The organism is Pseudomonas sp. TH39(2020), from assembly GCF_016650715.1.
In the GTDB taxonomy this organism is placed as follows: Bacteria; Pseudomonadota; Gammaproteobacteria; order Pseudomonadales; family Pseudomonadaceae; genus Aquipseudomonas; species Aquipseudomonas mandelii_C.
This window is the reverse complement of sequence record NZ_JAEKFF010000007.1, coordinates 447,743-473,134: the sequence shown is the minus strand read 5'-3', so window position 1 is coordinate 473,134 and position 25,392 is coordinate 447,743. Positions and strand designations below refer to the sequence as shown.

The following is a 25,392-nucleotide window of genomic DNA, read 5'->3' as shown; positions in this document are numbered from 1 at the left end:
CATGCGCGTTCTGATTATCGAAGACGAGGAAAAAACCGCGGACTATCTGCACCGCGGTCTGACGGAACAGGGTTACACCGTGGACCTGGCGCGCGACGGTGTCGAAGGCCTGCACCTGGCGCTGGAAAGCGACTACGCGGTGATCGTCCTCGACGTCATGCTGCCGGGCCTCGACGGCTTCGGCGTACTGCGTGCGTTGCGTGCGCGCAAGCAAACCCCGGTGATCATGCTCACCGCCCGCGAGCGAGTGGAAGACCGGATCAAAGGCCTGCGCGACGGTGCCGACGATTACCTCGGCAAACCGTTTTCCTTTCTCGAACTGGTGGCGCGCCTGCAAGCGCTGACCCGTCGCAGCGGTGGCCATGAACCGGTGCAGGTGAGCATCGCCGACCTGTGGATAGATTTGATCAGCCGCAAAGCCACCCGCGCCGGCACGCGCCTGGACCTGACCGCCAAGGAGTTCTCGCTGCTGAGCGTACTGGCGCGGCGGCAAGGGGAAATTCTGTCGAAAACCGCCATCGCCGAAATGGTCTGGGACATCAATTTCGACAGCGACGCCAACGTCGTCGAAGTCGCGATCAAACGCCTGCGGGCCAAGCTCGACGGGCCATTCGACGAGAAACTGCTGCACACGATTCGTGGAATGGGTTATGTGCTGGAGAGCCGCAGTGTCCAGTAACTCGATTGCGCTGCGCCTGAGCGGGATGTTTACGCTGGTGGCGCTTTTGGTGTTTCTGTTGATCGGCTGGGCGCTGTATCAACAGGTCGATAAAGGTCTGGGTTTGTTGCCCGAGGCTGAACTGGACGCGCGTTACAGCGTGCTCGAATCCACCGTCGGCCGTTACGGCACGCCCGAGCATTGGGTGAAGATCAACAACAAGCTCAAGCTGCTCGGCGAAGAAGACAAGCGCATCAGCTTCTGGATCATCAGCGGTGATCCGCACTACGAGTACGGCAACCTGACGCCGCAGATCCGCGCCTTTGCCGAAGGGCCGCTGGGCATGCACGACTTGAGTCTGCCGGATCAGCCCTATCCGCTGAAAGTGCTGGTCAGTCAGTTCCCGGCCAAGGATCAGCGCCCGCCGTTGCGCTTCATGATCGGTATCGACACCGAAACGTTTCTGCAGACTCAACATCATCTGCTGATTGCCCTGATCAGCCTGGCGATCATCGGCGTGTTACTGGCTTCGGCCCTTGGTTATTGGGTGGCGCGGATCGGCCTCAAGCCGCTGATCAAGTTGTCCCAGGAAGCCCAGCGGCTGGCACCGCCGTTGTTGTCCGGTCGCCTGCAATTGTCGCCGCTGCCGCCGGAACTGAATCAGTTCGTTAATTCGTTCAACTCGACACTGGAGCGGGTCGAACAGGCTTACTCGCGCCTTGAGTCGTTCAATGCCGACGTGGCCCATGAACTGCGCTCGCCGCTGACCAATCTGATCGGCCAGACCCAAGTGGCGCTGACTCGCGGGCGATCCGCGGAACACTATTTTGAAGTGCTGCAATCAAACCTTGAAGAGCTTGAGCGACTGCGCTCGATCATCAACGACATGCTGTTTCTTGCCAGCGCGGATCAGGGCAGCAAGGCCACCAAACTGACCTCTACCTCGCTGGCAGATGAAGTGGCCACGACCCTGGAATATCTGGATTTCATTCTTGAAGACGCACAGGTGCAGGTGCAGGTCAGTGGCGACGCCCAGGTGCGGATCGAGATCGCTCATCTGCGTCGGGCGTTGATTAATCTGCTAAGCAATGCGGTGCAGCACACCGAGCCGGGCCAGGTGATTGAGGTGCAGATCGAGGTTGAGGAGCATCAGGTCAGCATCGGGGTTGCGAACCCTGGGTCGCCGATTGCCAGCGAGCATTTGTCGCGGCTGTTTGAGCGTTTTTATCGGGTCGATGCGTCTCGCAGCAACAGTGGCAACAACCATGGGTTGGGATTGGCGATCGTAAAAGCGATTGCGCTGATGCACGGCGGGGATGTGTTTGTGCGCAGTGATCACGGCATGAATACCTTCGGCATTCACCTCCCGGTTTAACCCCGCCAAATGATCGTTCCCACGCTCTGCGTGGGAATGCAGCCCGGGACGCTCCGCGTCCCAAGAGCGGACGCAGAGCGTCCGATGAGGCATTCCCACGCAGAGCGTGGGAACGATCAGCCTAAACTGTTGCCTTAAGCGCAACAGTCCTTTCATGAATCCGCTCTTTTCCCCCCCTCCAATCCCCCTTATCTTTGCCGCACCAAACAGCACTTGCCAAGCAAGAAGGTTTTAAAGATGTCCAACACCATGGGTATTGCCAGCGCTTTCGTTTTGTCCTCTTTGTTTCTGTCTCCGTTCGCCGTCGCTGAAGAGTCGCAGACGTTCGTCGCGAAAAATTCCGCACGCGCTGCTGCGTTCGAACAGTATCAGAGCGAAATGACGGCCAAGGCTCAGGAAGCTGCGCAAACCCCTCAAGCATCGAGCACTCAAGCCCAGCCACTGGTTGAGAAAGACAGCTGATTATTAAGTATCGCTCTGTTTCCCTCGACACTTTTCATCGGCTCTTCCCTTTGAAAAGTTGTCTTCAAAGCCGCTGCTATCAGCGGCTTTTTTTCGTGGTGGTTTTAAACAGCTTTAGTTCGTCTTCCTTAACAAGAAACATCCTGAGCCTCAAAACAATGAGACTCTTAGTTGACCCAAGGAGCTTTACCGCTAGTGCGTTTCCCTCTTAGATTCAGCCCGTTATTCATTGCAATCGCTGCAACGGTGGCGCCTGCTGCTCACGCCGCAGACGACTCAAACGCCGGAGGTTTCGTTGAAGGATCGAGCCTCAACCTCAACGCCCGTAACTACTACATGAACCGCAATCGCCTGCAGCAGGCGGACGACAACATTGAATGGGGCCAGGGTTTCCTCGGCCTCTTCGAATCGGGTTACACCCAAGGCACCGTCGGTTTCGGTGTTGATGCCCACGCCATGCTCGGGCTCAAGCTCGACGGCGGTGGCGGTACCGACGGGTCGAGTATATTGCCGGTCAGCGATGGCAACGGCAAAGCGCCGGGCTCGTTCTCGACGGCGGGTGGCACGCTGAAAATGCGTGCCTTCGATACCGAACTGAAGGCCGGTGACTTGTTTCTCACTAACCCGGTGATCGCCGGCGGCGAAACCCGCATGCTGCCCCAGACCTTTCGCGGCATCAGCCTGACCAACCACAGTTTCGACGGCTGGATGATTGAAGGTGGCCAGGCAAGTTTCACCAAGCCTTACAACCAGAGCGGACACACCCGAATCGGCACGTCCTACGGCAGCCTGGCCGACGGTGACGAAAGTAAGCACCTGAATTGGGCCGGCGTGGCCTGGAGCGGCCTGCCGGGGTTGACCAGCAGCCTCTATGCCTCCGAACTCAAGGACATCTGGAACCAGTATTACTACGATCTGGACTACACCTACGCGCTGAATGATCTGATCAGCCTCAACCCGGGCCTGCATGCCTATCACACGCAAGACACCGGCGATGCCCTGCTGGGCCACATCGACAACAACACCTACAGCCTGCATTTCACCGTCGGTGTGGGCAATCACAGCGTTACCGCCGCCTATCAGCGGGTCAACGGCAACACGCCGTTCGACTACATCAGCCAGGGCGACAGCGTCTACCTCGACAATTCCCAGCAGTATTCGGACTTCAACGGCCCGAACGAACGCTCATGGAAACTCAAGTACGCCTACGACTTTGTCGGGTTTGGTCTGCCCGGCCTGACCTCCGCAGTGTCTTACTCCCGAGGTGAACTGGACCTGACCAAGGTCGATCCGGACAGCCCCGGTTATGCCTCGTGGTACAGCGCTGACGGCAAAAACGCCAGGCACTGGGAACGCGACATTGATCTCAAGTACGTGATTCAGGACGGCAAGGCCAAAAACCTCGCGCTGCGTCTGCAATGGGCGACCAACCGTGGAGGCAACGGCTACGGCGCGCTGGATCAGGACACCGATGAATACCGAGTGATCGTCGACTACCCGCTCAATGTCTTCTAAGCTTCAATAAGTAAAAGGCCAGCATGTTTTGCTGGCCTTTTTTTTATCCGGGATTTATACAGGCGCTCCGAACGCAAACGGTTTCTGGGATTCTGCCTGAGTCTTGCAAAACACTTTCATAACGCCTCATTAGCAGAAGTCAGAACCATGAGTGTGAGCAGTGCAACATCTCACCACCCGATCCGGTCGACGCGATCGGAGCGGCTTCTGGTTCTCGGCAGTTTGCTGCTGGTGATTGCAATTCTGAGCATCGTGGCGTTCCTGCTCATTCGCGAACGCGCTAATGCTGAACAGTCTGTCACTCGCGCAGCAACCAATATCGTGCAACTGATCGACGCCGACGTGCTGCGCAATGTCGAACTCTATGACCTGTCTTTGCTCGGCTTGATCGCTGCCTCGCAGCGTGAAGACCTCAAGAGCGTTTCCCCTGCCATCCGCCATCTGGCCTTGTTTGACCGTGCCACTGCCGCGCCGTACAAGGGCGACATTTTGTTGCTGGACAACAAGGGCGACGTGATCGCCGACTCAGCGTCGGTGGAGCCCAGAAAGGGCAATTTTGCCGACCGCGAGTACTTTCAGTCGCACGTGAATAATCGCGACCCGAGCATGCTCATCAGCCGTCCCTTCCGTTCCAGACAGCCTGAACATGAATGGCGAATCAGCTTCAGTCGCCGGGTCAGCGGCTCACAGGGCGAATTTCTTGGCGTGGCCGAAGCCGCCATGCGCTTGAGTTATTTCGATCAGTTGTTCAACAGCTTGAACATCGGTCGTGACAGCTCGGTCATCCTGATCAGCTCGGACGGGATTCTTCTGGCCCAGGAGCCCCGCCTGGCCGAAGAGCTGATTGGCAAGGACTTCAGCAACCGTCCCAACTTCCAGCGCATCGTTAAAGAAGGCAACGGCAGCTTCACCAGTGTTTCAAGCCGCTACCCGGACAAACGCCTGTACACCTTCTCCAAGGTGGGCAACTTGCCGTTGATCGTCATCGTTGCACTGTCCAGCGATGAAGTGTTTGCGTCGTGGAAACGTACGACGGTAGTGGTTAGCGTTGCGACTACTGCGCTGTGCATCAGCTTGCTCTGGCTGACTTGGCTGCTCAGCCGGGAACTGCGCCTGCGCCACAACGCCGAACAGGAACTGGCGCAACTGGCGGCCACCGATGCCTTGACCGGCCTGGCCAACCGCCGAACGCTGGATCAGGTCCTGCGTCATGAGTGGTTCCGCGCTCAACGTTCCGGCCAGCCGTTATCGCTGCTGATGATTGATGCCGACCACTTCAAGGCCTTCAACGATCGCCATGGGCATCAGGGTGGCGATGATGCCTTGCGCTCGTTGGCCAAGGTGATCTCCGCCAATGTGAGGCGACCAGCGGATCTGGTCGCCCGTTACGGCGGCGAAGAGTTTTCGGTGATTCTCGCGGAAACCGACAGCCAGGGTGCGCAACAGATTGCCGAACACATCCGAGCGACAGTGGAGCAATTGCCGCTGGTGCCAGGTGCCGAGTCGCCGATTACTGTCAGTATCGGTATCAGTACCTGGACCACCTCCGCCGATATCAGCCTGGAACAACTATTGTTTGCAGCGGACAAGGCGCTGTATCAGGCCAAGGAAAGTGGGCGTAACCGGGTGGTCGCTGCGGATTGAGACCTTTCCCGCAGGCATAAAAAAAGGCCACCCGAAGGTAGCCTTTAAAAACTAGAGAGGTTTTTTACTTACACGGCCGCAACTGGACGCATGTAAGAGATCGGTGCAGTGCTGGCGTCATCGAAAGTCACGACTTCCCAAGCATCTGTCTGCTCAATCAACTTGCGCAGCAGCTGGTTGTTCAATGCATGTCCGGACTTGAAGCCCTTGAACTCACCAATCAGGCTATTGCCCAACAGGTAGAGGTCACCAATTGCATCGAGGATCTTGTGCTTCACGAATTCGTCTTCATAGCGAAGGCCGTCTTCGTTCAGTACACCATCCGCGTCGACCACAATAGCGTTTTCAACGCTGCCGCCGAGTGCGAGGTTGTGCTTGCGCAGGTACTCGATATCACTCATGAAACCAAAGGTACGGGCGCGGCTGACTTCTTTTACAAACGAAGTGCTGGAAAAATCCACGCTTGCACTTTGTGTGCGGTTACGGAAAACCGGGTGATCGAAATCGATCTCGAAACTCACCTTGAAGCCTTCGAAAGGGACGAAAGTGGCGCGCTTGTCGCCATCTTCCACTGTCACTTCCCGCAGGATCCGGATGAACTTCTTCGGTGCGTCCTGTTCTTCCAGGCCGGCCGATTGAATCAGGAATACGAAAGGTCCAGCGCTACCATCCATGATCGGAACTTCAGACGCGGAGAGCTCGACGTAGGCGTTATCGATGCCCAGGCCAGCCATGGCCGAGAGCAAGTGCTCCACCGTATCCACTTTGGTGTCACCACTGACCAATGTGGTCGACATCGTGGTTTCACCAACGTTTTCCGCGCGGGCAGGAATCTGCACCACAGGGTCGAGATCGGCACGAACAAACACAATGCCGGTGTCGATAGGTGCAGGCTTGAGGGTCAGGTATACCTTCTCCCCGGAGTGCAGGCCTACACCTGTAGCACGGATAATATTTTTCAGTGTGCGTTGTTTAATCATGGCTTGGGCCGCTTCAGCGCAAATTGCGAACTGGTATCAACAAAGGCTGGCGATGATAGCAGACCAGACCTTTGCTGAACACCAATCACCTTCATCGCCCTGATACATTCCATCAATCAGCCTGACGACGCAGGAAAGCCGGGATGTCCAGGTAATCCAGATCATCTTGCGGATTCATCTTCGCGGCAGTCGCAGCACCGGCTTGAGCCTGGTTGCGCATGACGGTCGGACGGTCCAGGTCACGGTAGTTTACCGCTGGCGCTTCCTGACGCGAAGGCGCTTGTTGCTGCGGTTGCGATGCCACGGACGTGTGCATGGTGTTGTCGATAACCTTCACAGGCTTCTCGATTTTCGCGCCCAAACCAGTGGCTACTACTGTTACGTGCAGCTCATCGCGCATGTCCGGATCGATAACGGTACCGACCTTGACCATCGCGTGCTCGGAAGCGAAAGCTTCGATGATGCTACCCACGTCGGAGTACTCACCCAGAGACAGGTCAGGACCGGCGGTGATATTCACCAGGATGCCGCGTGCACCTTGCAGGTTCACGTCTTCCAGCAGTGGGTTGCGAATGGCCGCTTCGGTGGCCTCACGTGCACGGTTCGGACCGCTGGCGCAGCCAGTGCCCATCATCGCCATGCCCATTTCGCTCATCACGGTACGCACGTCGGCAAAGTCGACGTTGATCATGCCCGGACGCTTGATGATGTCGGAGATACCGCGAACGGCACCGGCCAGTACATCGTCGGCCTTGGCGAATGCGGACAGCAGGCTTGCGTCCTTGCCAAGGATGGTCAGCAGTTTCTCGTTGGGAATGGTGATCAACGAGTCGACGCTTTCCGACAGCAGACGGATGCCTTCGTCTGCGATCTGCATACGCTTGCGGCCTTCGAACGGGAACGGACGGGTCACCACCGCAACGGTGAGAATCCCCATTTCCTTGGCCACTTCAGCAATAATCGGCGCAGCACCGGTACCGGTACCACCGCCCATGCCAGTGGTGATGAACACCATATTGGTGCCCTGCAGGACTTCGGCAATGCGCTCACGATCTTCGAGAGCGGCCTGACGACCTACTTCAGGGTTGGCGCCAGCGCCGAGACCTTTGGTCACGCCGGTGCCCAGTTGCAGGATGGTCCGCGCGCCGATGCTTTTCAGCGCTTGGGCATCAGTGTTGGCGCAGATGAATTCAACGCCTTCAATGTTGCTCTTGACCATGTGGTTGACGGCGTTGCCGCCGCCTCCGCCAACACCGATAACTTTAATAACCGGGCTTGCGGGGATGTTGTCTACGAGTTCGAACATTTTCCCTCTCCTTACATTCTCTAGTTTTTTCGCCTACTGCTTTTTGCTGCGGTCTTGCGGTGCTGCGGTAAATCTTTAGAAGTTGCCTTGTACCCAGCTCTTGATGCGATCGAGCAAGGCGGCTTTCGGTTCTTCATTGCTGTAGCTGTCGCGGCTGCTGATGCCCGAGAACGAAATCCCGTCGGACTGCTTTTGCAGGCCGTACATCAACAGGCCAACGCCGGTGGAATAAATCGGGTTACGGACCACATCGTCCAGGCCCTTGACGCCATGCGGCACGCCCAGGCGGACCGGCATGTGGAAGATTTCTTCGGCCAATTCGACTGCGCCTTCCATCTTCGACGTACCACCGGTCAGCACGATGCCGGCCGGGATCAGGTCTTCGTAGCCACTGCGACGCAGTTCGGCCTGAATCAGGGTGAACAGTTCGTCGTAACGCGGCTCGACCACTTCGGCCAGGGCCTGACGGGACAGCTCGCGCGGTGGACGGTCGCCGACACTTGGGACCTTGATGGTTTCACCGGCACCGGCCAGTTTGGCCAGGGCGCAGGCGTAGCGAATCTTGATTTCTTCGGCGTACTGGGTCGGGGTGCGCAACGCCATGGCGATGTCGTTGGTCACCTGATCGCCCGCAATCGGGATGACCGCGGTGTGACGGATCGCGCCTTCGGTGAAGATTGCGATGTCGGTGGTGCCGCCACCGATGTCCACCAGGCACACGCCCAGCTCTTTCTCGTCGTCGGTCAGGACCGAGTAGGCCGAAGCCAGTTGCTCGAGAATGATGTCGTCGATTTCCAGGCCGCATCGACGCACGCATTTTTCAATGTTCTGTGCGGCGTTGACGGCGCAGGTGACCACGTGAACCTTGGCTTCCAGACGTACGCCCGACATGCCCAGAGGCTCACGAACACCTTCCTGGTTATCGATCACGTAATCCTGCGGCAGGGTGTGCAGCACGCGCTGGTCAGCCGGGATCGCTACAGCCTGAGCAGCGTCAAGAACGCGCTCGAGGTCGGCGGAGCTGACCTCGCGATCACGAATCGCCACGATGCCGTGAGAGTTCAGGCTGCGGATATGATTGCCCGCCACGCCGACGAACGCCGAGTGAATACGGCAACCAGCCATCAGCTGCGCCTCTTCGATCGCGCGCTGGATCGATTGCACGGTGGACTCGATGTTCACCACCACGCCTTTCTTCAGGCCACGGGACGGATGGGTACCGATCCCGACGATTTCCAGCGTGCCGTCGTCCGAGACCTCGCCGACCAGCGCCACCACCTTGGAGGTGCCGATATCGAGACCGACGATCATTTTGCCGCTTTGCACGTTTGCCATGGTCCTGCCTCTTCTTAATTCTTCGCGACAGCGGGTTGGGCTGCCGTGGGCGCTACAGGTTCCCGCCAGCCAACAGCGAGGCCGTTGGCGTAGCGCAGATCGATGCGCGCAATGTTCGTAATCTGTTCTTTAAGCGTCTTGTCATAGATGGCAATGAAGCGGCGCATCTTTTCCAGCAGGTTGCCGCGTCCCAGCAACAGTTCGATTCCCGGGCCTGCGCTGCCGGCGCCGGTGGTCAGGAACCAGCTGCCTCGGTCACGCAACTCCAGGCGCGCAATCGAGAAGCCCAACGGCCTGAGCATCTGGCTCAGCACCTGGTATTGCTGCATCACTTGCTGTTGGGCCCGTTGTGGGCCGAACAGCTGTGGCAAGTGTTCGTAGTTCGCCAGCTCTCGCGGGGTGAACGCCTGACCCTGGTTGTTCAACAGCGACTCATCGCCCCAACGGGCTACCGGCAGTTGTTCTTCCAGTCGGATCACCACTTGATCCGGCCATACCCGACGCACTTCGGCGTGGGCAATCCATGGCATCGTTTCAAGCTCGGTGCGCATGCTCTCCAGGTCGATGGTGAAGAAGCTCGACGCCACGTACGGGGCGATCCGCTGCTGCACCGCTTGCTGGCTGATGTAACTCAAGTCGCCCTGCACGTTGATCTTGGTGATCGGCCGGTCGGCGTACGGCAGCAATCGCTGTGCGCCTTCGTAAGTACCGAAACCCAGTGCGACCAACAGCACGGGCCAGAACAGGCTTTTCAGAAAACCAAAATTGGCTTTCGGCAGGCGCGCAGACATCGGCTCTTTGGCCACCATTCGGCTGGCACCCCGCGGTACCGGCTTGCGGCCGGGTGGTGCGGAGGGCTGATGTCTCAGCTGTGCGCCTTGCATGGTCTTAACCTCGCGGCTCGTTGTTGCCGGCAATGCTGGCGGCCAAAATCGCCAGAACCAGTTGCTGGAAATCCAGACCGGCAGCACGAGCCGCCATCGGCACCAGACTGTGATCGGTCATGCCCGGTGCGGTATTGACTTCCAGGAACCAGAACTGCCCGTCGGCATCCTGCATCACGTCAGCCCTGCCCCAACCGGCGATACCCAGCGCCTCACAGGCTTTCGCCGTGAGGTCCATCAGTTCCTTTTCTTTGCTGCTGTCCAGGCCACACGGAATCCGGTACTGAGTATCGGAAGCCACGTACTTGGCGTCGTAGTCGTAGAAGCTGTGCGTCGTGCCCAGGGCAATCGGTGGCAACACCTGGTCACGCAGGGTGGCGATGGTGAACTCCGGACCTTGAATCCATTGCTCGACCAACACTTGCGAATCGTAGGTACTGGCCGCTTTCCACGCGTCGATCAACTCCGACGCGGAGGTCACTTTGGCCATCCCGATACTTGAACCTTCATGGGCCGGTTTGACGATCAAAGGGAAGCCCAGTTCCGTCGCCGCCGAAATACAATCGGCCTCAGAGCTCAGTACGGCATGGCGTGGCGTCGGAATACCGAGGCTGTGCCAGACCTGTTTGGTCCGCAGCTTGTCCATGGCCAGTGCCGAGGCCAGAATGCCGCTGCCGGTGTACGGAATACCCAGGCATTCCAGCAGGCCCTGCATGCTGCCGTCTTCACCGCCACGACCGTGGAGAATGATGAAGGCGCGATCGATTTTTTCGTTCAGCAGACGCTGCAAAAGATCATCGCCCACGTCGAGACCAAACGCGTCCACGCCGGCGCTTAGCAGCGCGTCGAGAACCGCGTTACCCGACTTGAGAGAAACCTCACGCTCGGCACTCTTGCCGCCGAAGAGCACGGCGACGCGGCCGAAATCTTTCGGCGCAATAGTGGAGACGAGGTTGGCGTAAGCAGCAGTCATTTCAACTTCCCCACACTCGGCGCAGCAACGGCGCCTGCGAACAACGGACTTTTCAACAGTTTCGGTGCAAGACCTCCGATGTCACCGGCGCCCTGGCACAGCAGGATGTCGCCGGCACGCAGCAGCGGTTTGACGATCGGCGCGAGGTCGACACCGCGCTCGATGTAGATCGGGTCGAGCTGACCGCGCTGACGAATGCTGTTGCACAACTTGCGGCTGTCGGCGCCCGGGATCGGTTCTTCACCGGCCGGGTAGACTTCCATCAGCAGCAGGACGTTGGCGTCGGCCAATACATTGACGAAATCGTCGTACAGGTCGCGAGTCCGGCTGTAACGGTGCGGCTGGTAGACCATCACCAGACGGCGTTCCGGCCAGCCACCGCGCACGGCTTTGATGACCGCGGCGACTTCGGTCGGGTGGTGACCGTAGTCGTCGACCAGCATCACGCTGCCACCCTCTACCGGCAGTTCGCCGTAGACCTGGAAGCGTCGGCCGACACCCTGGAACCCGGACAGGCCCTGGACGATGGCTTCATCGCTGACGCCTTCATCGGTGGCGATGCAGATGGTTGCCAGTGCGTTCAACACGTTGTGGTTGCCCGGCATGTTCACCGAGACATCCAGCGGATCGCGATCAGGACGCAGCACGGTGAAGAAGGTCTGCATGCCCTGCTGACGCACATTTATTGCGCGCACGTCGCAGTCGTCGCCGAAGCCATAAGTGACGGTCGGACGTTTCACCAGGGGCAGGATTTCACGCACCACCGGATCGTCCAGACACACCACCGCCAGACCGTAGAACGGCAGGTTGTGGAGGAACTCGACGAAGGTTTTCTTCAGTTTGTTGAAGTCACCGTCGTAGGTCGCCATGTGGTCGGCGTCGATGTTGGTGACCACGGCCACCAGCGGCTGCAAGTGCAGGAAGCTGGCGTCGCTTTCGTCAGCTTCAGCGATCAGGTAACGGCTGGTGCCAAGCTGGGCATTGGTGCCCGCGGCATTCAGACGGCCACCGATCACGAATGTCGGGTCCAGGCCACCGGCGGCAAACACCGAAGCGATCAGGCTGGTGGTGGTGGTTTTGCCATGGGTACCGGCGACGGCGATGCCGTGGCGGTAACGCATCAGCTCAGCCAGCATTTCAGCGCGAGGCACCACCGGAATGCGGCGTTCCAGGGCAGTGGCGACTTCCGGGTTGGACGTGTTCACGGCACTGGAGGTGACCAATACGTCGGCGTTCGCAGCGTTCTCGGCACGGTGGCCGATGTAAATGTGGGCGCCGAAGGACTCGAGACGCTCGGTCACCGGCGAAGCTTTCAGGTCGGAACCGGACACTTCATAGCCCAGGTTCAACAACACTTCGGCAATGCCGCACATACCCACGCCGCCGATGCCGACGAAGTGGATGCGACGGATGCGGCGCATTTCCGGTTGCGGCATGGCTTTCTGATTCTCAACCATGGGCCACCTCCAGGCAGGTATCGACCACGTTACGGGTTGCATCGGGTTTGGCCAGGCGGCGTGCCGCGGTGGCCATGTCGGTGAGTCGTTGTGGTTGCATCAGGACCTCTGTCAGGCGTGCGGCAAGATCCGCTGCGCCAGTCGTTCTTTGCGGCATCAGGAAGGCAGCGCCTTCACGGGCCAAATAATCGGCGTTGCGGGTCTGGTGATCGTCGATCGCGTGGGGCAAAGGCACCAGCATCGAGGGCAGACCGGCGGCGGCCAGTTCACTGATGGTCAACGCGCCTGCGCGGCACACCACCAGGTCGGCCCAGCCATAGGCTTGGGCCATGTCTTTGATGAAAGGCTGCACTTGCGCCTCGACGCCAGCCGCGCGATAGCGCTCTGCAGTCACTTCATCGTGGTTTTTGCCAGCCTGATGAAACACTTCCGGACGCAGGTCGGGGGCGACTTGCGACAGGGCTTCAGGCAGCAACTTGTTCAACGGTTCTGCGCCCAGGCTTCCGCCCAGGATCAGCAAACGCGCCTTGCGACCGGCCAGAGCCTGTCGCGGTGTTTCGAGGAACAGCTCGGTGCGCACCGGGTTACCGGTGGTCCGACGGCTGCCCGACAGGGTAAAGGTGTCGGGGAACGCTTCACAGACTCGGGCGGCCAACGGCACCAGCAACCGATTGGCGGTACCGGCGACGGCGTTCTGTTCATGAACGATCACCGGCACGCCGGCCAGTTTGGCTGCAACGCCACCAGGACCGGTCACATAACCACCGAAGCCGACGACACACACCGGCCGCAGCTGGCGAATGATCGCCCGTGCCTGCCAGATCGACTTGAGCAACATGAACGGCGCCTTGAGCAGGGACAATTTGCCCTTGCCACGCAATCCGCTGGCATTGATCCGATGCAGTTCGATGCCGGCCACCGGGACCAGATCGTTCTCGATGCCACGCGGTGTCCCGAGCCAATGCACGGTGTAACCACGGGCCTGGAATTCGCGGGCACACGCCAGCGCCGGAAACACGTGGCCACCGGTGCCGCCCGCCATGATCAATACGTTAGCGCCCATGGGTCGGCTCCTCGGCGAAGTCGCTCTCATGGAACTCCATCTCTTCGCTGCCCAAGTGGGTTCGACTTTCCCATTCAATGCGCAGCAACAAACCGAGACAGGCACAGCAGATCACCAACGAACTGCCGCCATAACTGAGGAACGGCAGGGTCAGACCTTTGGTTGGCAACAAACCGACGTTCACCCCGATGTTGATCAGGAACTGACCAATCCACAGGAACGACAAGCCGTACGCGATGTAGGCGGCGAAAAACTGCTTGGCCTTCTCGGCCCAATAACCGATGTACATGCCACGAATACAGACAAAGACGAACAGCGCTACCGTGCACAAAGAACCCACGGCACCCAGTTCTTCAGCCAGGACCGAGAACACGAAGTCAGTGTGGGCTTCGGGCAGGTAGAACTGTTTCTGCACGCTGTTGCCCAGGCCAACGCCCAGCCATTCGCCGCGACCAAAAGCGATCAACGCTTGAGACAACTGATAGCCGGCACCGAACTGGTCGGCCCACGGGTCCGCAAAGTTGGTCAGGCGCGCCATTCGATACGGCTGCACTTGAATCAACAACACCACCGCCGCGACCGCCAGGACAACCATCAAGGAAAAACGGAACAGCCCGACCCCGCCGAGGAACAGCATCGCAGCTGCAGCCCCCATCATCACGACGGTGGCACCGAAGTCCGGCTCCATCAGCAACAGACCCGCCATTGGCAGCAGAACGATGAACGGCTTGAAGAAGCCCATCCAGCTTTCACGCACTTCTTTCTGACGACGCACCAGGTAACCGGCGAGGTAGATCACCACGAACACCTTGGCGATCTCGGAAGGCTGAACGTTGAAGAAACTGAAGCCGATCCAGCGCATCGAACCGTTCACTTCACGGCCGATCCCCGGGATGATCACCATCACCAGCAAACCGAACGCACCAATCAGCATCAGCCAGCCCAGGCGTTGCCAGGTGGCGATCGGAATCATCATGGTGACGACGCAGGCACCCAGGCCCAGCACGATGTAGATAAGGTGGCGAATCATGTAATACAGGGCGCTGCCCGATTGCACTGCCGCCACTTCGGTCGAGGCCGAGGCAATCATGACCAGCCCGAGGCCGATCAATGCCAGGCAGCCGGCGAGCATCGGGAAGTCGAGGTCGATGCCGCGCCCGGTGATGATCGGCGACGGGTACGGCTTGATGATGTTTCTCAGGCTCATACCAGATCCTCCACAGCGCGGACGAACTGGTGACCACGGTCTTCGTAATTCTTGAACATGTCGAAACTGGCGCAGGCCGGCGACAGCAGCACGGCATCGCCGTTTTCTGCAATGGCGCGGCATTGTTCGACCGCTTCGATCAGCGAGTTCACGCGAATCAGCGGCACGGCATCGCCAATGGCCTGAGCGATCAGCTCGGCGTCGCGGCCCATCAGCACCACGGCGCGGCAGTTGGCCGCCACCGGATCACGCAGGTCCTTGAACTCGGCACCTTTGCCGTCGCCACCGGCGATCAGCACGAGCTTGCCGTCGATGTCCGCGCCCAGGCCTTCGATGGCAGCCAGTGCGGCGCCGACGTTGGTGGCTTTGGAATCGTTGTAGTAGCTCACACCATTCAGGTCACGGACCCACTGGCAGCGATGCTCAAGCCCGGCGAAGGTGCGCAGGCTCGACAGCATGGCATCAAATGGCAGGCCGACAGCGTGGCCCAGGGCCAATGCCGCCAAGGCATTGGACTGGTTGTGGGCGCCGCGAATTTTCAACTCGCGCACCGGCATCAGGTTCTGGAATTCGAAGGCCAGGTACTTCTCGCCGTCTTCTTCACGGATACCGAATGCCTTGAAATCAGGTTTGCTCAAACCGAAGGTCCAGCATGGCTGACCCTCGCCAATCAGCGGACGGCTGAGGGCATCCTGACGGTTGACCACAAACTGCTTGGCACCCCGGAAGATCCGGTGCTTGGCCAGGTGATAAGCCGGCAGACCGCTGTAGCGGTCCATGTGGTCTTCGCTGACGTTGAGCACGGTCGCCACTTCGGCGTTGAGTTGATCGGTGGTTTCGAGCTGGAAGCTCGACAGTTCCATCACGTACAGGTCGACGTCGTCGCTGAGCAAATCCAGCGCCGGCGTACCGAGGTTGCCACCGACAGCGACACGCTTGCCGGCCGCTGCAGCCATCTCGCCCACCAGCGTGGTGACGGTGCTTTTCGCATTGGAACCGCTGATGGCAACGATCGGCGCCTTCGCGTTACGCGCGAACAGCTCGATGTCACCGGACAATTTCACGCCACGGGCGGCGGCAGCCTGCAGGGCCGGGGTCGCCAACGCCAGGCCGGGGCTCACGTAGAGCTCGTCGGCGCGGCACAGGAATTCGACGTCCAGCTCGCCACAACGCACTTCCACGTGCGGATAGTCACGCTTGAGCGTGGCCAGTTCCGGTGGATTTTCCCGCGTATCGGCAACAGCAAACGACGTGCCCCGGTTCGCCAGGAAGCGAACCAGGGACATGCCGCTCTTGCCGAGGCCGACAACGATGCGGAAGTGGTCAGAAGCGATCAGAGACACTCGTTCTACCTCAGCTTCAGGGTGGCAAGGCCAACCAGCACGAGAATCACGGTGATGATCCAGAAACGGACGATCACGCGTGGCTCGGGCCAGCCCTTGAGTTCAAAGTGGTGGTGAATCGGTGCCATGCGGAACACACGGCGACCGGTGAGCTTAAAGGAAGCAACCTGAATGACGACTGACAGGGTCTCCATCACGAACACGCCGCCCATGATGAACAGGACGATTTCCTGACGGACGATTACCGCGATGGTGCCCAGTGCCGCGCCCAGCGCCAGTGCGCCGACGTCGCCCATGAACACCTGAGCCGGATACGTGTTGAACCAGAGAAACCCGAGGCCCGCGCCGATCAAGGCGCCGCAGAACACAATCAATTCGCCTGCGCCCGGCACATACGGAATCAGCAGGTATTCAGCGAATTTCACGTTACCCGACAGGTAGCAGAAAATGCCCAACCCGCCGCCAACCATTACGGTGGGCATGATCGCCAGACCGTCGAGGCCGTCGGTCAGGTTGACCGCGTTGCTCGAACCGACGATCACGAAGTAAGTCAGGACGATGAAACCTGCACCCAGCGCAATGCTGTGGTCCTTAAGCATCGGCAGGATCAGGGTGGTTTCCACCGGCGTCGCTGCGGTCTTATAAAGGAAGATCGCTGCACCGAGGCCGAACACCGATTGCCAGAAGTATTTCCAGCGACTCGGCAAGCCACGGGAGTTCTTCTCGATCACTTTGCGGTAATCGTCGACCCAGCCGATCGCGCCGAACAGCAAAGTCACCAGCAGCACGGTCCACACGTAACGGTTGGTCAGGTCAGCCCAAAGCAACGTGCTGACGCCGATGGACGACAGAATCAGCGCGCCGCCCATGGTCGGGGTGCCGGACTTGGACAGGTGCGATTGTGGACCGTCGTTGCGAACGGATTGACCGATCTGACGGTTCTGTAAAGTGCGGATCATCCACGGGCCATAGCACAGCGACAAAACCAACGCGGTCAGCACACCGAGAATCCCGCGCAGGGTCAGGTACTGAAAGACCGCGAAGCCTTTGTAGAACTGTTGCAGATACTCCGCTAGCAGCAGCAGCATTAATGTTTCTCCAGGCTGGTCCCGCACAAAGCGGCGACGATGTTTTCCATCGCAGCGCTGCGTGAGCCCTTGATCAAAATGGTGGTGTTTGTGTCTTGCTCGGCGCCCAGGGCCTTGATCAGTTCAGCCTGAGTGCTGAAGTGAAAGGCCTGTGGACCGAAAGCGTTTACGGCGTGAGCCATCATTGGCCCGACAGCGTAAAGCGCGGAAACCTTGCCGCGGGCGTACTCGCCCACATCGCGGTGCCCCTGCTCCGCCCAATCGCCCAACTCGCCGATATCTCCGAGCACCAGAACGGTGCGGCCGGAAAAGCCGGCGAGTATATCAACGGCGGCGCACATGGAGGTGGGGTTCGCGTTGTACGTGTCATCGATCACGCGCATGCCATTGCTGGCCAGTTGTGCGACGGTGCGGCCCTTGACCGGTTGCACCGCGCCCAGACCGGTGGCGATGCCGAACAGCGACACGCCCAGCGCATGGGCGGCGGCGGCGGCGGCCATGGCATTGGCAACGTTATGGGTGCCGAGCAGGTTCAGTTGAACGCGCTCCACACCTTCAGGACTGTGCAGGTTGAACGCCGGGCAACCGCGAGCGTCACGGTCCAGATCGCTGGCGTAGAAATCGGCACTGACATTGCTCAAGGCGAAGGTCAGCACTTTGCGACCGGCAGCGCGGGTCTTCCAGATATCGAACGCCTTGTCGTCCAGATTGAGAACGGCGACGCCATCGGCATCTAGCCCTTCAATAATCTCGCCCTTGGCTTCAACGATTTTTTCCGGTCCGCCGAACTCGCCGACGTGGGCGGTCCCGGCGTTGTTGAGCACGGCCACATGAGGCTTGGTCATGTCGACGGTGTAGGCAATTTCGCCGAGACGCGAAGCACCCAGTTCGATCACCGCTGCGGTATGTTCCGGTGCGAGCTCGAGCAGGGTCAGCGGAACGCCGAGGTCATTGTTCAGGTTGCCACGGGTCGCCAGCACCGGACCGCGCGTGCGCAGGATGCTGGCGAGCATTTCCTTGACCGTGGTCTTGCCGCTGGAACCGGTGATGGCCGCAACGGGATGGGTGTAAGCCGCACGGTTCAACGCGCCGAGTTGCCCCAGCGCCTGACGAGTATCTTTCACCAGCAACTGCGGCAGTGTGCTGTCGGCGACTTCGCGCTCGACCAACGCCGCTACGGCGCCTTTTGCCGCTACGTCATTGAGATAGTCGTGACCATCGAAACGCGGGCCGGTCAGGGCGATAAAGAGTTGGCCTGGTTTGATCGCGCGACTGTCGATGCTGACGCCGTCGAAGCTGGCATCGGCAGTGACCAAGCGGGCATTCAGCGCGCCGGTCAGTTCGCTCAGTTTCAGGGCTTTAAGCATGGGCCACCTCCCACGCGGTCAAGGCGTGATCGGCCTCGACCAGATCGGAGAAGGCGTGACGCTGGCCGTTGATTTCCTGATAGTCCTCGTGACCTTTACCGGCCAGGACAATCACGTCATCCGCCGAAGCGCTGGCGATCAATTGGGCAATCGCCTGGCCACGGCCAGCGACGAAGGTGACTTTATCCACAGCGGTAAAACCGGTGCGGATGTCGTCGAAGATCACTGCCGGGTCTTCGGTGCGCGGGTTGTCATCGGTCACCAGCACGCCGTCAGCCAGACGCTCGACCACCTCAGCCATGAGCGGACGCTTGCCGCGATCGCGATCACCACCACAACCGAACAGGCACAGCAAACGGCCTTTGGCGTGAGGACGCAGGGCCATCAAGACTTTTTCCAGCGCATCCGGTGTGTGGGCGTAATCGACCACCACCAGCGGCTGAGTACCGCCGCCGAGTCGCTGCATGCGTCCGGCCGGACCTTCGAGTTTCGGCAAGACCTTGAGAATTTCGTCCAGCGCGTAGTCCAGACCGAGCAAGGCGCCGACTGCGGCCAGCACGTTGCTCAGGTTGAAACGACCGAGCAAGGTGCTGCGCAAGTGATGCTCACCCTGCGGCGTGACTAACGTGGCGCGCACGCCTTCGTCATCGAACTGCGCTTCACGGCAATAAAGGTAGGCACTGGAGTCTTCCAGGCTGTAGGTGATCAAGCGCGACTCGCGTTTATCGGCTGCCAGTTCGCGGCCGAATTCGTCGTCGAGGTTAATCACCCGGCACTTCAAATCGTTCCAGGCAAACAGCTTGGCCTTGGCTTCACCGTAGGCTTGCATGGTGCCGTGGTAATCCAGGTGATCGCGGGACAGGTTGGTCATCACCGCCACATCGAACGCCAATGCGGTCACGCGGCCCTGATCCAGACCGTGGGAAGAAACTTCCATGGCGACGGCTTTGGCGCCCGCCTTTTTCAGGTCGGCGAGGGTTGCTTGCACGGCAATCGGGTTCGGCGTGGTGTGCAAGCCGCTTTCGAGCGCGCCGTAAAAACCGGTGCCCAACGTGCCGACGATGCCGCAGTGCTGGCCGAGCAAATCCAAGGCTTGCGCAACCAACTGCGTCACGCTGGTTTTGCCGTTGGTGCCGGTCACGCCGATCAGGTTCAAGTGACGACTAGGGTCACCGTAAAAACGCCCGGCGATGTCCGACAGCTGCGCCGCCAGGCCTTTGACTGGAATCAGCGGAACATCGGTAATCGGCAATACGGTCGCGCCTTCGACTTCATACGCCACAGCAGCAGCGCCGCGTTGCAGAGCGTCGGCAATGTGCGCGCGGCCGTCGAACTTGCCGCCAGGGACGGCGAGAAACAGATCGCCAGCCCGCACGTTGCGGCTGTCCAGGGTCAGTTCGCGGATCAACAGATCGCGGCCGGCGTGGGCGAAAATCTTGTTCAGACTCAGAGACATCAGCCGCGCCCTCCATTGGCTTTCAGCGGAACGACCGGTGCTGCGTTCGCTTGTTGAGTAGGTGGCAGGTTGTCCGGGGTGATGTTCATCAGGCGCAAGGTCCCGGACATCACTTTGCTGAACACCGGGGCCGAAACCAGACCGCCGAAGTAACCGGCTTTGGTCGGCTCATCGATCACCACCACGATTGCGTAGCGCGGATCGTTCATCGGGCCGAAGCCGGCGAACAGCGAGCGGTAGGAATTCTCGGCGTAACCTTTGGCGCCCACCGACGTCTTGCGCGCCGTACCCGACTTGCCTGCCACGTGATACGCCGGCACCTGCGCGCGGAATACACCGCGTGGGGCTTCGATCACTTGTGTGAGCATGCCTTGCATGGTTTTCGCGACCGCTTCCGGCAATACCTGTGTGGTTTGCGCTGGCTTGTCGGTTTTGATCAAGGTCAGCGGCGCGAGGCGACCGTTGTTGGCCAGGGCCGAGAAGGCGTGGACCAACTGGATCGCAGTCACGGAAATACCGTAGCCGTAGGACAGCGTTGCGGTTTCAGCCTTGCGCCATTCGCGGTAATTCGGCAGGTTGCCGACGCGCTCGCCCGGGAAGCCCAGGCCGGTGTCCTGGCCGAGGCCGACTTTCTGTGCCAGACGGAAAATCGTTTCGCCGCCGATATCGAAAGCGACCTTACTCATGCCGACGTTACTGGAGTTGATCAGAATGCCGGTCAGGTCGAGCACCGGCCCCTCAGACTTGGAGACGTCCTTGATCGTGTATTTACCAATCTGCAAGGTACCCGGGTATACCTCGACGGTATCGCTCGGCTTCCAGCGTCCGGTTTCAATCGCAGCGCTCATCGAGATCGCTTTCATCGTCGAGCCAGGCTCGAACACATCGATCATCGCGCGGTTACGCATCATCGCCGGTTGCAGGTTGCGACGGTTGTTCGGGTTGTAGGTCGGCTGGTTGACCATGGCGAGGATCTCGCCGCTCTTCACGTCCATGATCACCAGGCTGCCGGCCTTGGCGCCGTTCTCGATGATCGCGTTACGCAGCTCACGGTTGGCCAGGTATTGCAGACGCAGGTCAATGGACAACGCCAAGGGCTTTCCGGCCTTGGCGTTTTTGGTGACCTGAACATCCTTGATAAGTCGGCCACGCCGATCCTTGATCACCTGTCGCTTGCCGGGGACCCCGGCCAGCCATTCGTCGTAGGCCAGCTCGACGCCTTCACGACCGTGGTCATCGATGTCGGTAAAACCGACCATATGGGCAGTGACTTCACCGGCCGGGTAGAAACGCCGAAATTCTTCGATGCCATAAACGCCCGGCACTTTCAGATCGAGCACGGACTGGCCCTGCTCGGGGGTCAGCCCACGCACCAGGTAGATGAATTCTTTATTGGCTTGAGCCTCGAGACGTTCGGCCAGGGCTTTCGGGTCCTGCCCCAAGGCAGCCGCCAGTGCAGGCCACTTCTCTTTCGCCGTTTGCATTTCCTTGGCATTGGCCCAAAGGGTGGTGACTGGGGTACTCACGGCCAAAGGCTCGCCGTTACGGTCGGTGATCAGACCACGGTGAGCCGGAATCGGGATATGACGAACGCTGCGCGCATCGCCCTGACCTTTAAGAAAGGCACGGTCGACGACTTGCAGGTCGATGATGCGCCAGCAAATAGCCACGACCATGACGCCGAGCAAACCCAGCACCAGGCGGAACCGCCATGGAAAGAGTGCGCCCTCGAGTTTCATCATGGCGCCACCATCTGCACTTCAGCTGCGCCAGGAATGCGCATCTTCAGTTGCTCGGTCGCCAGGACTTCGATACGGCTGTGGGCGGTCCAGGTGCTCTGTTCGAGAATCAAACGGCCCCACTCCGCTTGCGCCTTGTCGCGCACGCTCAACTCGTTGTACAGGGAGTTCAGCAGTTGACGGTTCCAGTGGGCGCTGTAGGAAACGCCGATAGCCGACACGAGCACGCCAATAAACAGCAGAAACATGAAAAAGCTTCCGCCGGGAAGTGGCTTGGCGAAAAGCTTGCTCACCGCAGCTTCTCCGCGACGCGCATGACGGCGCTACGGGAACGTGGGTTGGCTTTTAGTTCGGCCTCGGAGGCGGACTGTGCTTTGCCATGGATTTTGATTATTGGTTCGAAGGCGACGTGACGTACCGGCAGGTTGCGCGGCAAGTTGTCGGCTTCGCCTTTCACCAGTTTGCGCATGAACAGTTTGACGATGCGGTCTTCCAGCGAGTGGAAGCTGATGACCACCAGGCGGCCACCGACTTCCAGGCATTCCAGTGCGGCTTCGAGGCCGGCTTCCAGATCACCCAGTTCGTTGTTGACGTGAATTCGCAAGCCCTGGAACGCACGGGTCGCCGGGTTTTTGCCCTTTTCCCATGCAGGGTTGGCGACTTTCAGGACTTCAGCCAGATCGGCAGTGCGCTCGAACGGCTTGATGTCGCGACGCTCGGCCACGGCACGGGCCATCCGGCCGGAGAAACGTTCTTCGCCGTATTGCTTGAACACCCGGGCGATTTCTTCCACCGGGGCGGTGTTGACGAATTCGGCAGCACTGATCCCGCGAGACGGGTCCATGCGCATGTCCAGCGGGCCATCATTGAGGAAACTGAAGCCGCGTTCAGGGTCGTCGAGCTGCGGCGAAGACACGCCCAAGTCGAGCAAAACACCGCTGACCTTGCCGGCCAGACCACGTTCGGCGACTTCCGAACCGAGCTCGGCAAAGCTGCGCTGTACAACGACAAAGCGGCCGTCTTCGGCCGCTAGCGTTTGCCCGGTGGCAATCGCTTGAGGATCTTTATCGAATCCGAGCACCCGACCATCCGGGCCTAGCTGGCTCAAGATCAACCGACTGTGCCCGCCGCGCCCGAACGTACCGTCCAGATAGCAGCCATCAGGACGTACGGCGAGAGCCTCTACGGCTTCGTCAAGCAGTACGGTGATGTGGTTAAAGCCGCTATCAATAGTCACAGGATCAAATCACGCAGTTCATCAGGCATCGCGCCCGGTTGTTGAATAGCAGCCAGGTCAGCGGCAGAAACCGCATCCCAGGCATCCTCGTCCCATAATTGGAACTTGTTCAGTTGGCCTACCAACATCGCGCGCTTATCCAACTTGGCATATTCACGAAGACGCGGCGGAACCAGAAAACGACCACTGCCATCGAGCTCGAGGTCGACGGCATTACCAATCAGTAAACGTTGCAGGCGGCGGTTCTCTTCGCGAAGCGAAGGCAGTGCGCGCAGTTTGGTTTCAATAATTTCCCACTCATCGAGGGGGTAAACACACAAACATGGATCAACGGCATCAATTGTGACGATTAACTGACCGGAACTACGCGAAACGAGCTCGTCACGGTACCGGCTCGGCATCGCGAGACGGCCCTTTGCGTCGAGACTGATAGCGTTAGCTCCGCGAAACACGTCAGCGTTTCTCCAAATATTAGCGTTTTGAGCTCAAAAAACCCACTTCATGCCACTTTCCGCCACTTGCGCACACTATAGGAATGCGGCCACCGCACCGTCAAGGCGCGGATTAAAGGAAAAGCCTTACAGAACTGAGATTTAGGAGTGCAAAAGGAGGGGTAGCGAGAATCTGACGTGTCATCCTGCCCAATAACTTGAATCAGCACTGAAGGCTGCGTTCGAAAGTTAAAGTAATTTGTTAAGAGTAAGATTTTTTCGGTATTAGGAAAGGGCTTCTGCTGTTGATTCGGTAAGGAGGGAAATGGCTACTACAGGCGCCCTGCTCAATGATTAAAGCAGGGAAGGGGAAAAAGGTGGAGAGTCGATCTGTAAGCCGGGTTCTGTCTTGAACAGTCATTCGTCTACGATGGCCATCACTGGACATCTTTAGCAACCTACCCGGTCCCAGCGCGGGCCACGCCTTGGGACCCTATTTGGTCTTGCTCCAAGTGGGGTTTACCTAGCCACGAACTGTTGCCAGACGTGCGGTGCGCTCTTACCGCACCTTTTCACCCTTACCGGCGCCGAAGCGCTTAGGCGGTTATTTTCTGTGGCACTTTCCGTAGGCTCACGCCTCCCAGGCATTACCTGGCACTTCGCCCTATGGAGCCCGGACTTTCCTCCCCCCCCTAATTTTCATAGAGGGCAGCGACTGTCCGATCGACTCTCCGCCGCGAAGATTAACGGCAGAGTGGCCGAAGGACAAGCGCTAAACGCCTTGGGCTACGCCTGCACGTCGGTTTTTACTCGCCCTTCTGTTTATCCAGCGCGACCTGATAGAGCACATTCTTGCGCTCGCCGGTAATTTGCGCCGCCAACGCTGCGGCTCGCTTGAGCGGCATTTCTTCAAGCAACAGATTCAGAATGCGCATCGCTTCACTGCTGACGGCGTCCTCGGTCTCGGGGGCAGACCAACCTGCCACCAACACCACGCACTCGCCGCGCTGCTGATTACTGTCTGACTCGACGAACTCGCGCAACTCAGCCAGTGGCAAGCCTTTAAGGGTTTCGAAAGTCTTGGTCAGCTCGCGCGCCAGCAACGCCGGACGCTCGGCACCGAATACCAGCTCCATGTCTTGCAGGCATTCGAGGATGCGGTGCGGTGCTTCATAGAAAATCAGCGTGCGCGGTTCTTCCTTAACGAGTTCCAGACGGGCGCGTCGACCGACAGCCTTGGCCGGCAAAAAACCTTCGAAGATAAAACGGTCCGACGGCAACCCCGCCGCCGACAACGCTGCGATCAACGCGCAGGCGCCCGGAACCGGCACCACATTGATACCCGCAGCACGAGCCTGACGCACGAGGTGATAACCCGGATCGGAAATCAACGGTGTGCCGGCATCGGAGATCAGCGCCACATCGTCGCCGGCAAGCAAACGAGTGATAAAGCGGCTACCTTCATCCCGCTCATTGTGTTCATGGCAGGCCGCCAGCGGCGTAGGAATGCCGAAATGCTGCATCAATCGCTGGGAGTGACGGGTATCTTCGGCGGCGATCAGGGCGACCTCGCGCAGGATCTTCAGCGCACGCGCACTGATGTCGTCCAGGTTGCCGATGGGCGTCGCCACCACATAAAGCGAGCCAGCAGCGGAATTCAAAGCACCTGGAGCAGTCAAAGCGCACACCTCATGATCGGTAAAAGCCGTCATTGTAGCGCGTCGTGACGTTCGCGATACGCGCAAGCAACCCTCGGTTTTGCAGCCTTTTGTGCAGTGCCGCAACATTTGCACGAGCTAAATTGATCGATTCACACCAGTAACATCGCGCCCCGGCCAGTGCTTGGGTACAATTCCACGCTAATTTGATCGA

22 protein-coding genes and 1 other RNA gene are annotated in these 25,392 nt (G+C 59.4%); 5 read left to right on the top strand and 18 right to left on the bottom strand.

Features of this window, described 5'->3' with window-relative positions:
* Position 1: 1 nt before the first annotated feature.
* The 5 genes from JFU47_RS22605 to JFU47_RS22585 all read left to right on the top strand — a co-directional run bounded on the left by JFU47_RS22605 (position 2) and on the right by JFU47_RS22585 (position 5,654).
* Positions 2-679, top strand: a complete 678-nt coding sequence (locus JFU47_RS22605; protein WP_166497711.1) for a heavy metal response regulator transcription factor — start codon at positions 2-4, stop codon at positions 677-679.
* Positions 669-2,033 (top strand): heavy metal sensor histidine kinase, encoded by a 1,365-nt coding sequence (locus JFU47_RS22600; RefSeq protein WP_201185784.1) that lies wholly within the window; start codon positions 669-671, stop codon positions 2,031-2,033. Before JFU47_RS22605 ends, JFU47_RS22600 begins: the two co-directional genes overlap by 11 nt.
* A gap of 237 nt (positions 2,034-2,270) precedes the next feature.
* The gene (locus tag JFU47_RS22595; RefSeq protein ID WP_201185781.1) at positions 2,271-2,495 is read left to right on the top strand and encodes a hypothetical protein; all 225 of its coding nucleotides are present in this window, start codon (positions 2,271-2,273) and stop codon (positions 2,493-2,495) included.
* Between the two features lie 195 nt (positions 2,496-2,690).
* On the top strand, positions 2,691-4,010 hold the full coding sequence (locus JFU47_RS22590) for an OprD family outer membrane porin (protein WP_201185779.1): 1,320 nt from the start codon (positions 2,691-2,693) through the stop codon (positions 4,008-4,010).
* A 147-nt stretch (positions 4,011-4,157) separates the two neighbouring features.
* The gene (locus JFU47_RS22585) at positions 4,158-5,654 is read left to right on the top strand and encodes a sensor domain-containing diguanylate cyclase (protein WP_201185777.1); all 1,497 of its coding nucleotides are present in this window, start codon (positions 4,158-4,160) and stop codon (positions 5,652-5,654) included.
* 68 nt (positions 5,655-5,722) lie between these two features.
* Here the strand turns inward: JFU47_RS22585 and lpxC are convergent, their stop codons facing one another.
* The 18 genes from lpxC to rsmI form a co-directional block, all read right to left on the bottom strand.
* Positions 5,723-6,634 carry a UDP-3-O-acyl-N-acetylglucosamine deacetylase gene (gene lpxC / locus JFU47_RS22580; RefSeq protein WP_140892705.1) on the bottom strand — a complete coding sequence of 304 codons (912 nt, stop codon included), beginning with the start codon at positions 6,632-6,634 and terminating at the stop codon, positions 5,723-5,725.
* Between the two features lie 112 nt (positions 6,635-6,746).
* A complete protein-coding gene (ftsZ, locus tag JFU47_RS22575) occupies positions 6,747-7,940 on the bottom strand; it encodes a cell division protein FtsZ (RefSeq protein WP_033061342.1) in 1,194 nt (397 codons plus the stop codon).
* Positions 7,941-8,015: 75 nt separating this feature from the next.
* The gene (ftsA, locus tag JFU47_RS22570; RefSeq protein ID WP_008147519.1) at positions 8,016-9,275 is read right to left on the bottom strand and encodes a cell division protein FtsA; all 1,260 of its coding nucleotides are present in this window, start codon (positions 9,273-9,275) and stop codon (positions 8,016-8,018) included.
* Positions 9,276-9,289: 14 nt separating this feature from the next.
* Positions 9,290-10,159 (bottom strand): cell division protein FtsQ/DivIB, encoded by an 870-nt coding sequence (locus JFU47_RS22565; RefSeq protein WP_123365692.1) that lies wholly within the window; start codon positions 10,157-10,159, stop codon positions 9,290-9,292.
* A gap of 4 nt (positions 10,160-10,163) precedes the next feature.
* Positions 10,164-11,132: a D-alanine--D-alanine ligase gene (locus tag JFU47_RS22560; protein ID WP_201185775.1), complete on the bottom strand. Its 969-nt coding sequence runs from the start codon at positions 11,130-11,132 to the stop codon at positions 10,164-10,166.
* A complete protein-coding gene (gene murC, locus JFU47_RS22555; RefSeq protein WP_123365690.1) occupies positions 11,129-12,589 on the bottom strand; it encodes a UDP-N-acetylmuramate--L-alanine ligase in 1,461 nt (486 codons plus the stop codon). The genes JFU47_RS22560 and murC overlap by 4 nt, the downstream gene beginning before the upstream one ends.
* Complete coding sequence (gene murG / locus JFU47_RS22550; protein ID WP_046048250.1) at positions 12,582-13,652, bottom strand: undecaprenyldiphospho-muramoylpentapeptide beta-N-acetylglucosaminyltransferase; 1,071 nt, start codon at positions 13,650-13,652, stop codon at positions 12,582-12,584. Before murG ends, murC begins: the two co-directional genes overlap by 8 nt.
* Positions 13,642-14,859 (bottom strand): putative lipid II flippase FtsW, encoded by a 1,218-nt coding sequence (gene ftsW / locus JFU47_RS22545; protein WP_111451317.1) that lies wholly within the window; start codon positions 14,857-14,859, stop codon positions 13,642-13,644. Before ftsW ends, murG begins: the two co-directional genes overlap by 11 nt.
* Positions 14,856-16,202: a UDP-N-acetylmuramoyl-L-alanine--D-glutamate ligase gene (gene murD, locus JFU47_RS22540; RefSeq protein ID WP_201185773.1), complete on the bottom strand. Its 1,347-nt coding sequence runs from the start codon at positions 16,200-16,202 to the stop codon at positions 14,856-14,858. Before murD ends, ftsW begins: the two co-directional genes overlap by 4 nt.
* Before the next feature lie 5 nt (positions 16,203-16,207).
* A complete protein-coding gene (gene mraY, locus JFU47_RS22535; protein WP_123365686.1) occupies positions 16,208-17,290 on the bottom strand; it encodes a phospho-N-acetylmuramoyl-pentapeptide-transferase in 1,083 nt (360 codons plus the stop codon).
* The gene (locus tag JFU47_RS22530; protein ID WP_140677844.1) at positions 17,290-18,657 is read right to left on the bottom strand and encodes a UDP-N-acetylmuramoyl-tripeptide--D-alanyl-D-alanine ligase; all 1,368 of its coding nucleotides are present in this window, start codon (positions 18,655-18,657) and stop codon (positions 17,290-17,292) included. Before JFU47_RS22530 ends, mraY begins: the two co-directional genes overlap by 1 nt.
* The gene (locus JFU47_RS22525) at positions 18,650-20,113 is read right to left on the bottom strand and encodes a UDP-N-acetylmuramoyl-L-alanyl-D-glutamate--2,6-diaminopimelate ligase (protein ID WP_201185771.1); all 1,464 of its coding nucleotides are present in this window, start codon (positions 20,111-20,113) and stop codon (positions 18,650-18,652) included. The genes JFU47_RS22530 and JFU47_RS22525 overlap by 8 nt, the downstream gene beginning before the upstream one ends.
* The gene (locus tag JFU47_RS22520; RefSeq protein WP_185049251.1) at positions 20,113-21,852 is read right to left on the bottom strand and encodes a peptidoglycan D,D-transpeptidase FtsI family protein; all 1,740 of its coding nucleotides are present in this window, start codon (positions 21,850-21,852) and stop codon (positions 20,113-20,115) included. The genes JFU47_RS22525 and JFU47_RS22520 overlap by 1 nt, the downstream gene beginning before the upstream one ends.
* A complete protein-coding gene (gene ftsL, locus JFU47_RS22515; RefSeq protein WP_033053422.1) occupies positions 21,852-22,145 on the bottom strand; it encodes a cell division protein FtsL in 294 nt (97 codons plus the stop codon). The genes JFU47_RS22520 and ftsL overlap by 1 nt, the downstream gene beginning before the upstream one ends.
* The gene (rsmH, locus tag JFU47_RS22510; protein WP_008147489.1) at positions 22,142-23,089 is read right to left on the bottom strand and encodes a 16S rRNA (cytosine(1402)-N(4))-methyltransferase RsmH; all 948 of its coding nucleotides are present in this window, start codon (positions 23,087-23,089) and stop codon (positions 22,142-22,144) included. The genes ftsL and rsmH overlap by 4 nt, the downstream gene beginning before the upstream one ends.
* Positions 23,086-23,541: a division/cell wall cluster transcriptional repressor MraZ gene (mraZ, locus tag JFU47_RS22505; RefSeq protein WP_008147486.1), complete on the bottom strand. Its 456-nt coding sequence runs from the start codon at positions 23,539-23,541 to the stop codon at positions 23,086-23,088. Before mraZ ends, rsmH begins: the two co-directional genes overlap by 4 nt.
* Before the next feature lie 356 nt (positions 23,542-23,897).
* Positions 23,898-24,251, bottom strand: an RNA gene (gene rnpB, locus JFU47_RS22500) — RNase P RNA component class A.
* A gap of 75 nt (positions 24,252-24,326) precedes the next feature.
* Positions 24,327-25,232 carry a 16S rRNA (cytidine(1402)-2'-O)-methyltransferase gene (gene rsmI / locus JFU47_RS22495; protein WP_201185769.1) on the bottom strand — a complete coding sequence of 302 codons (906 nt, stop codon included), beginning with the start codon at positions 25,230-25,232 and terminating at the stop codon, positions 24,327-24,329.
* Between the last annotated feature and the right edge of the window lie 160 nt (positions 25,233-25,392).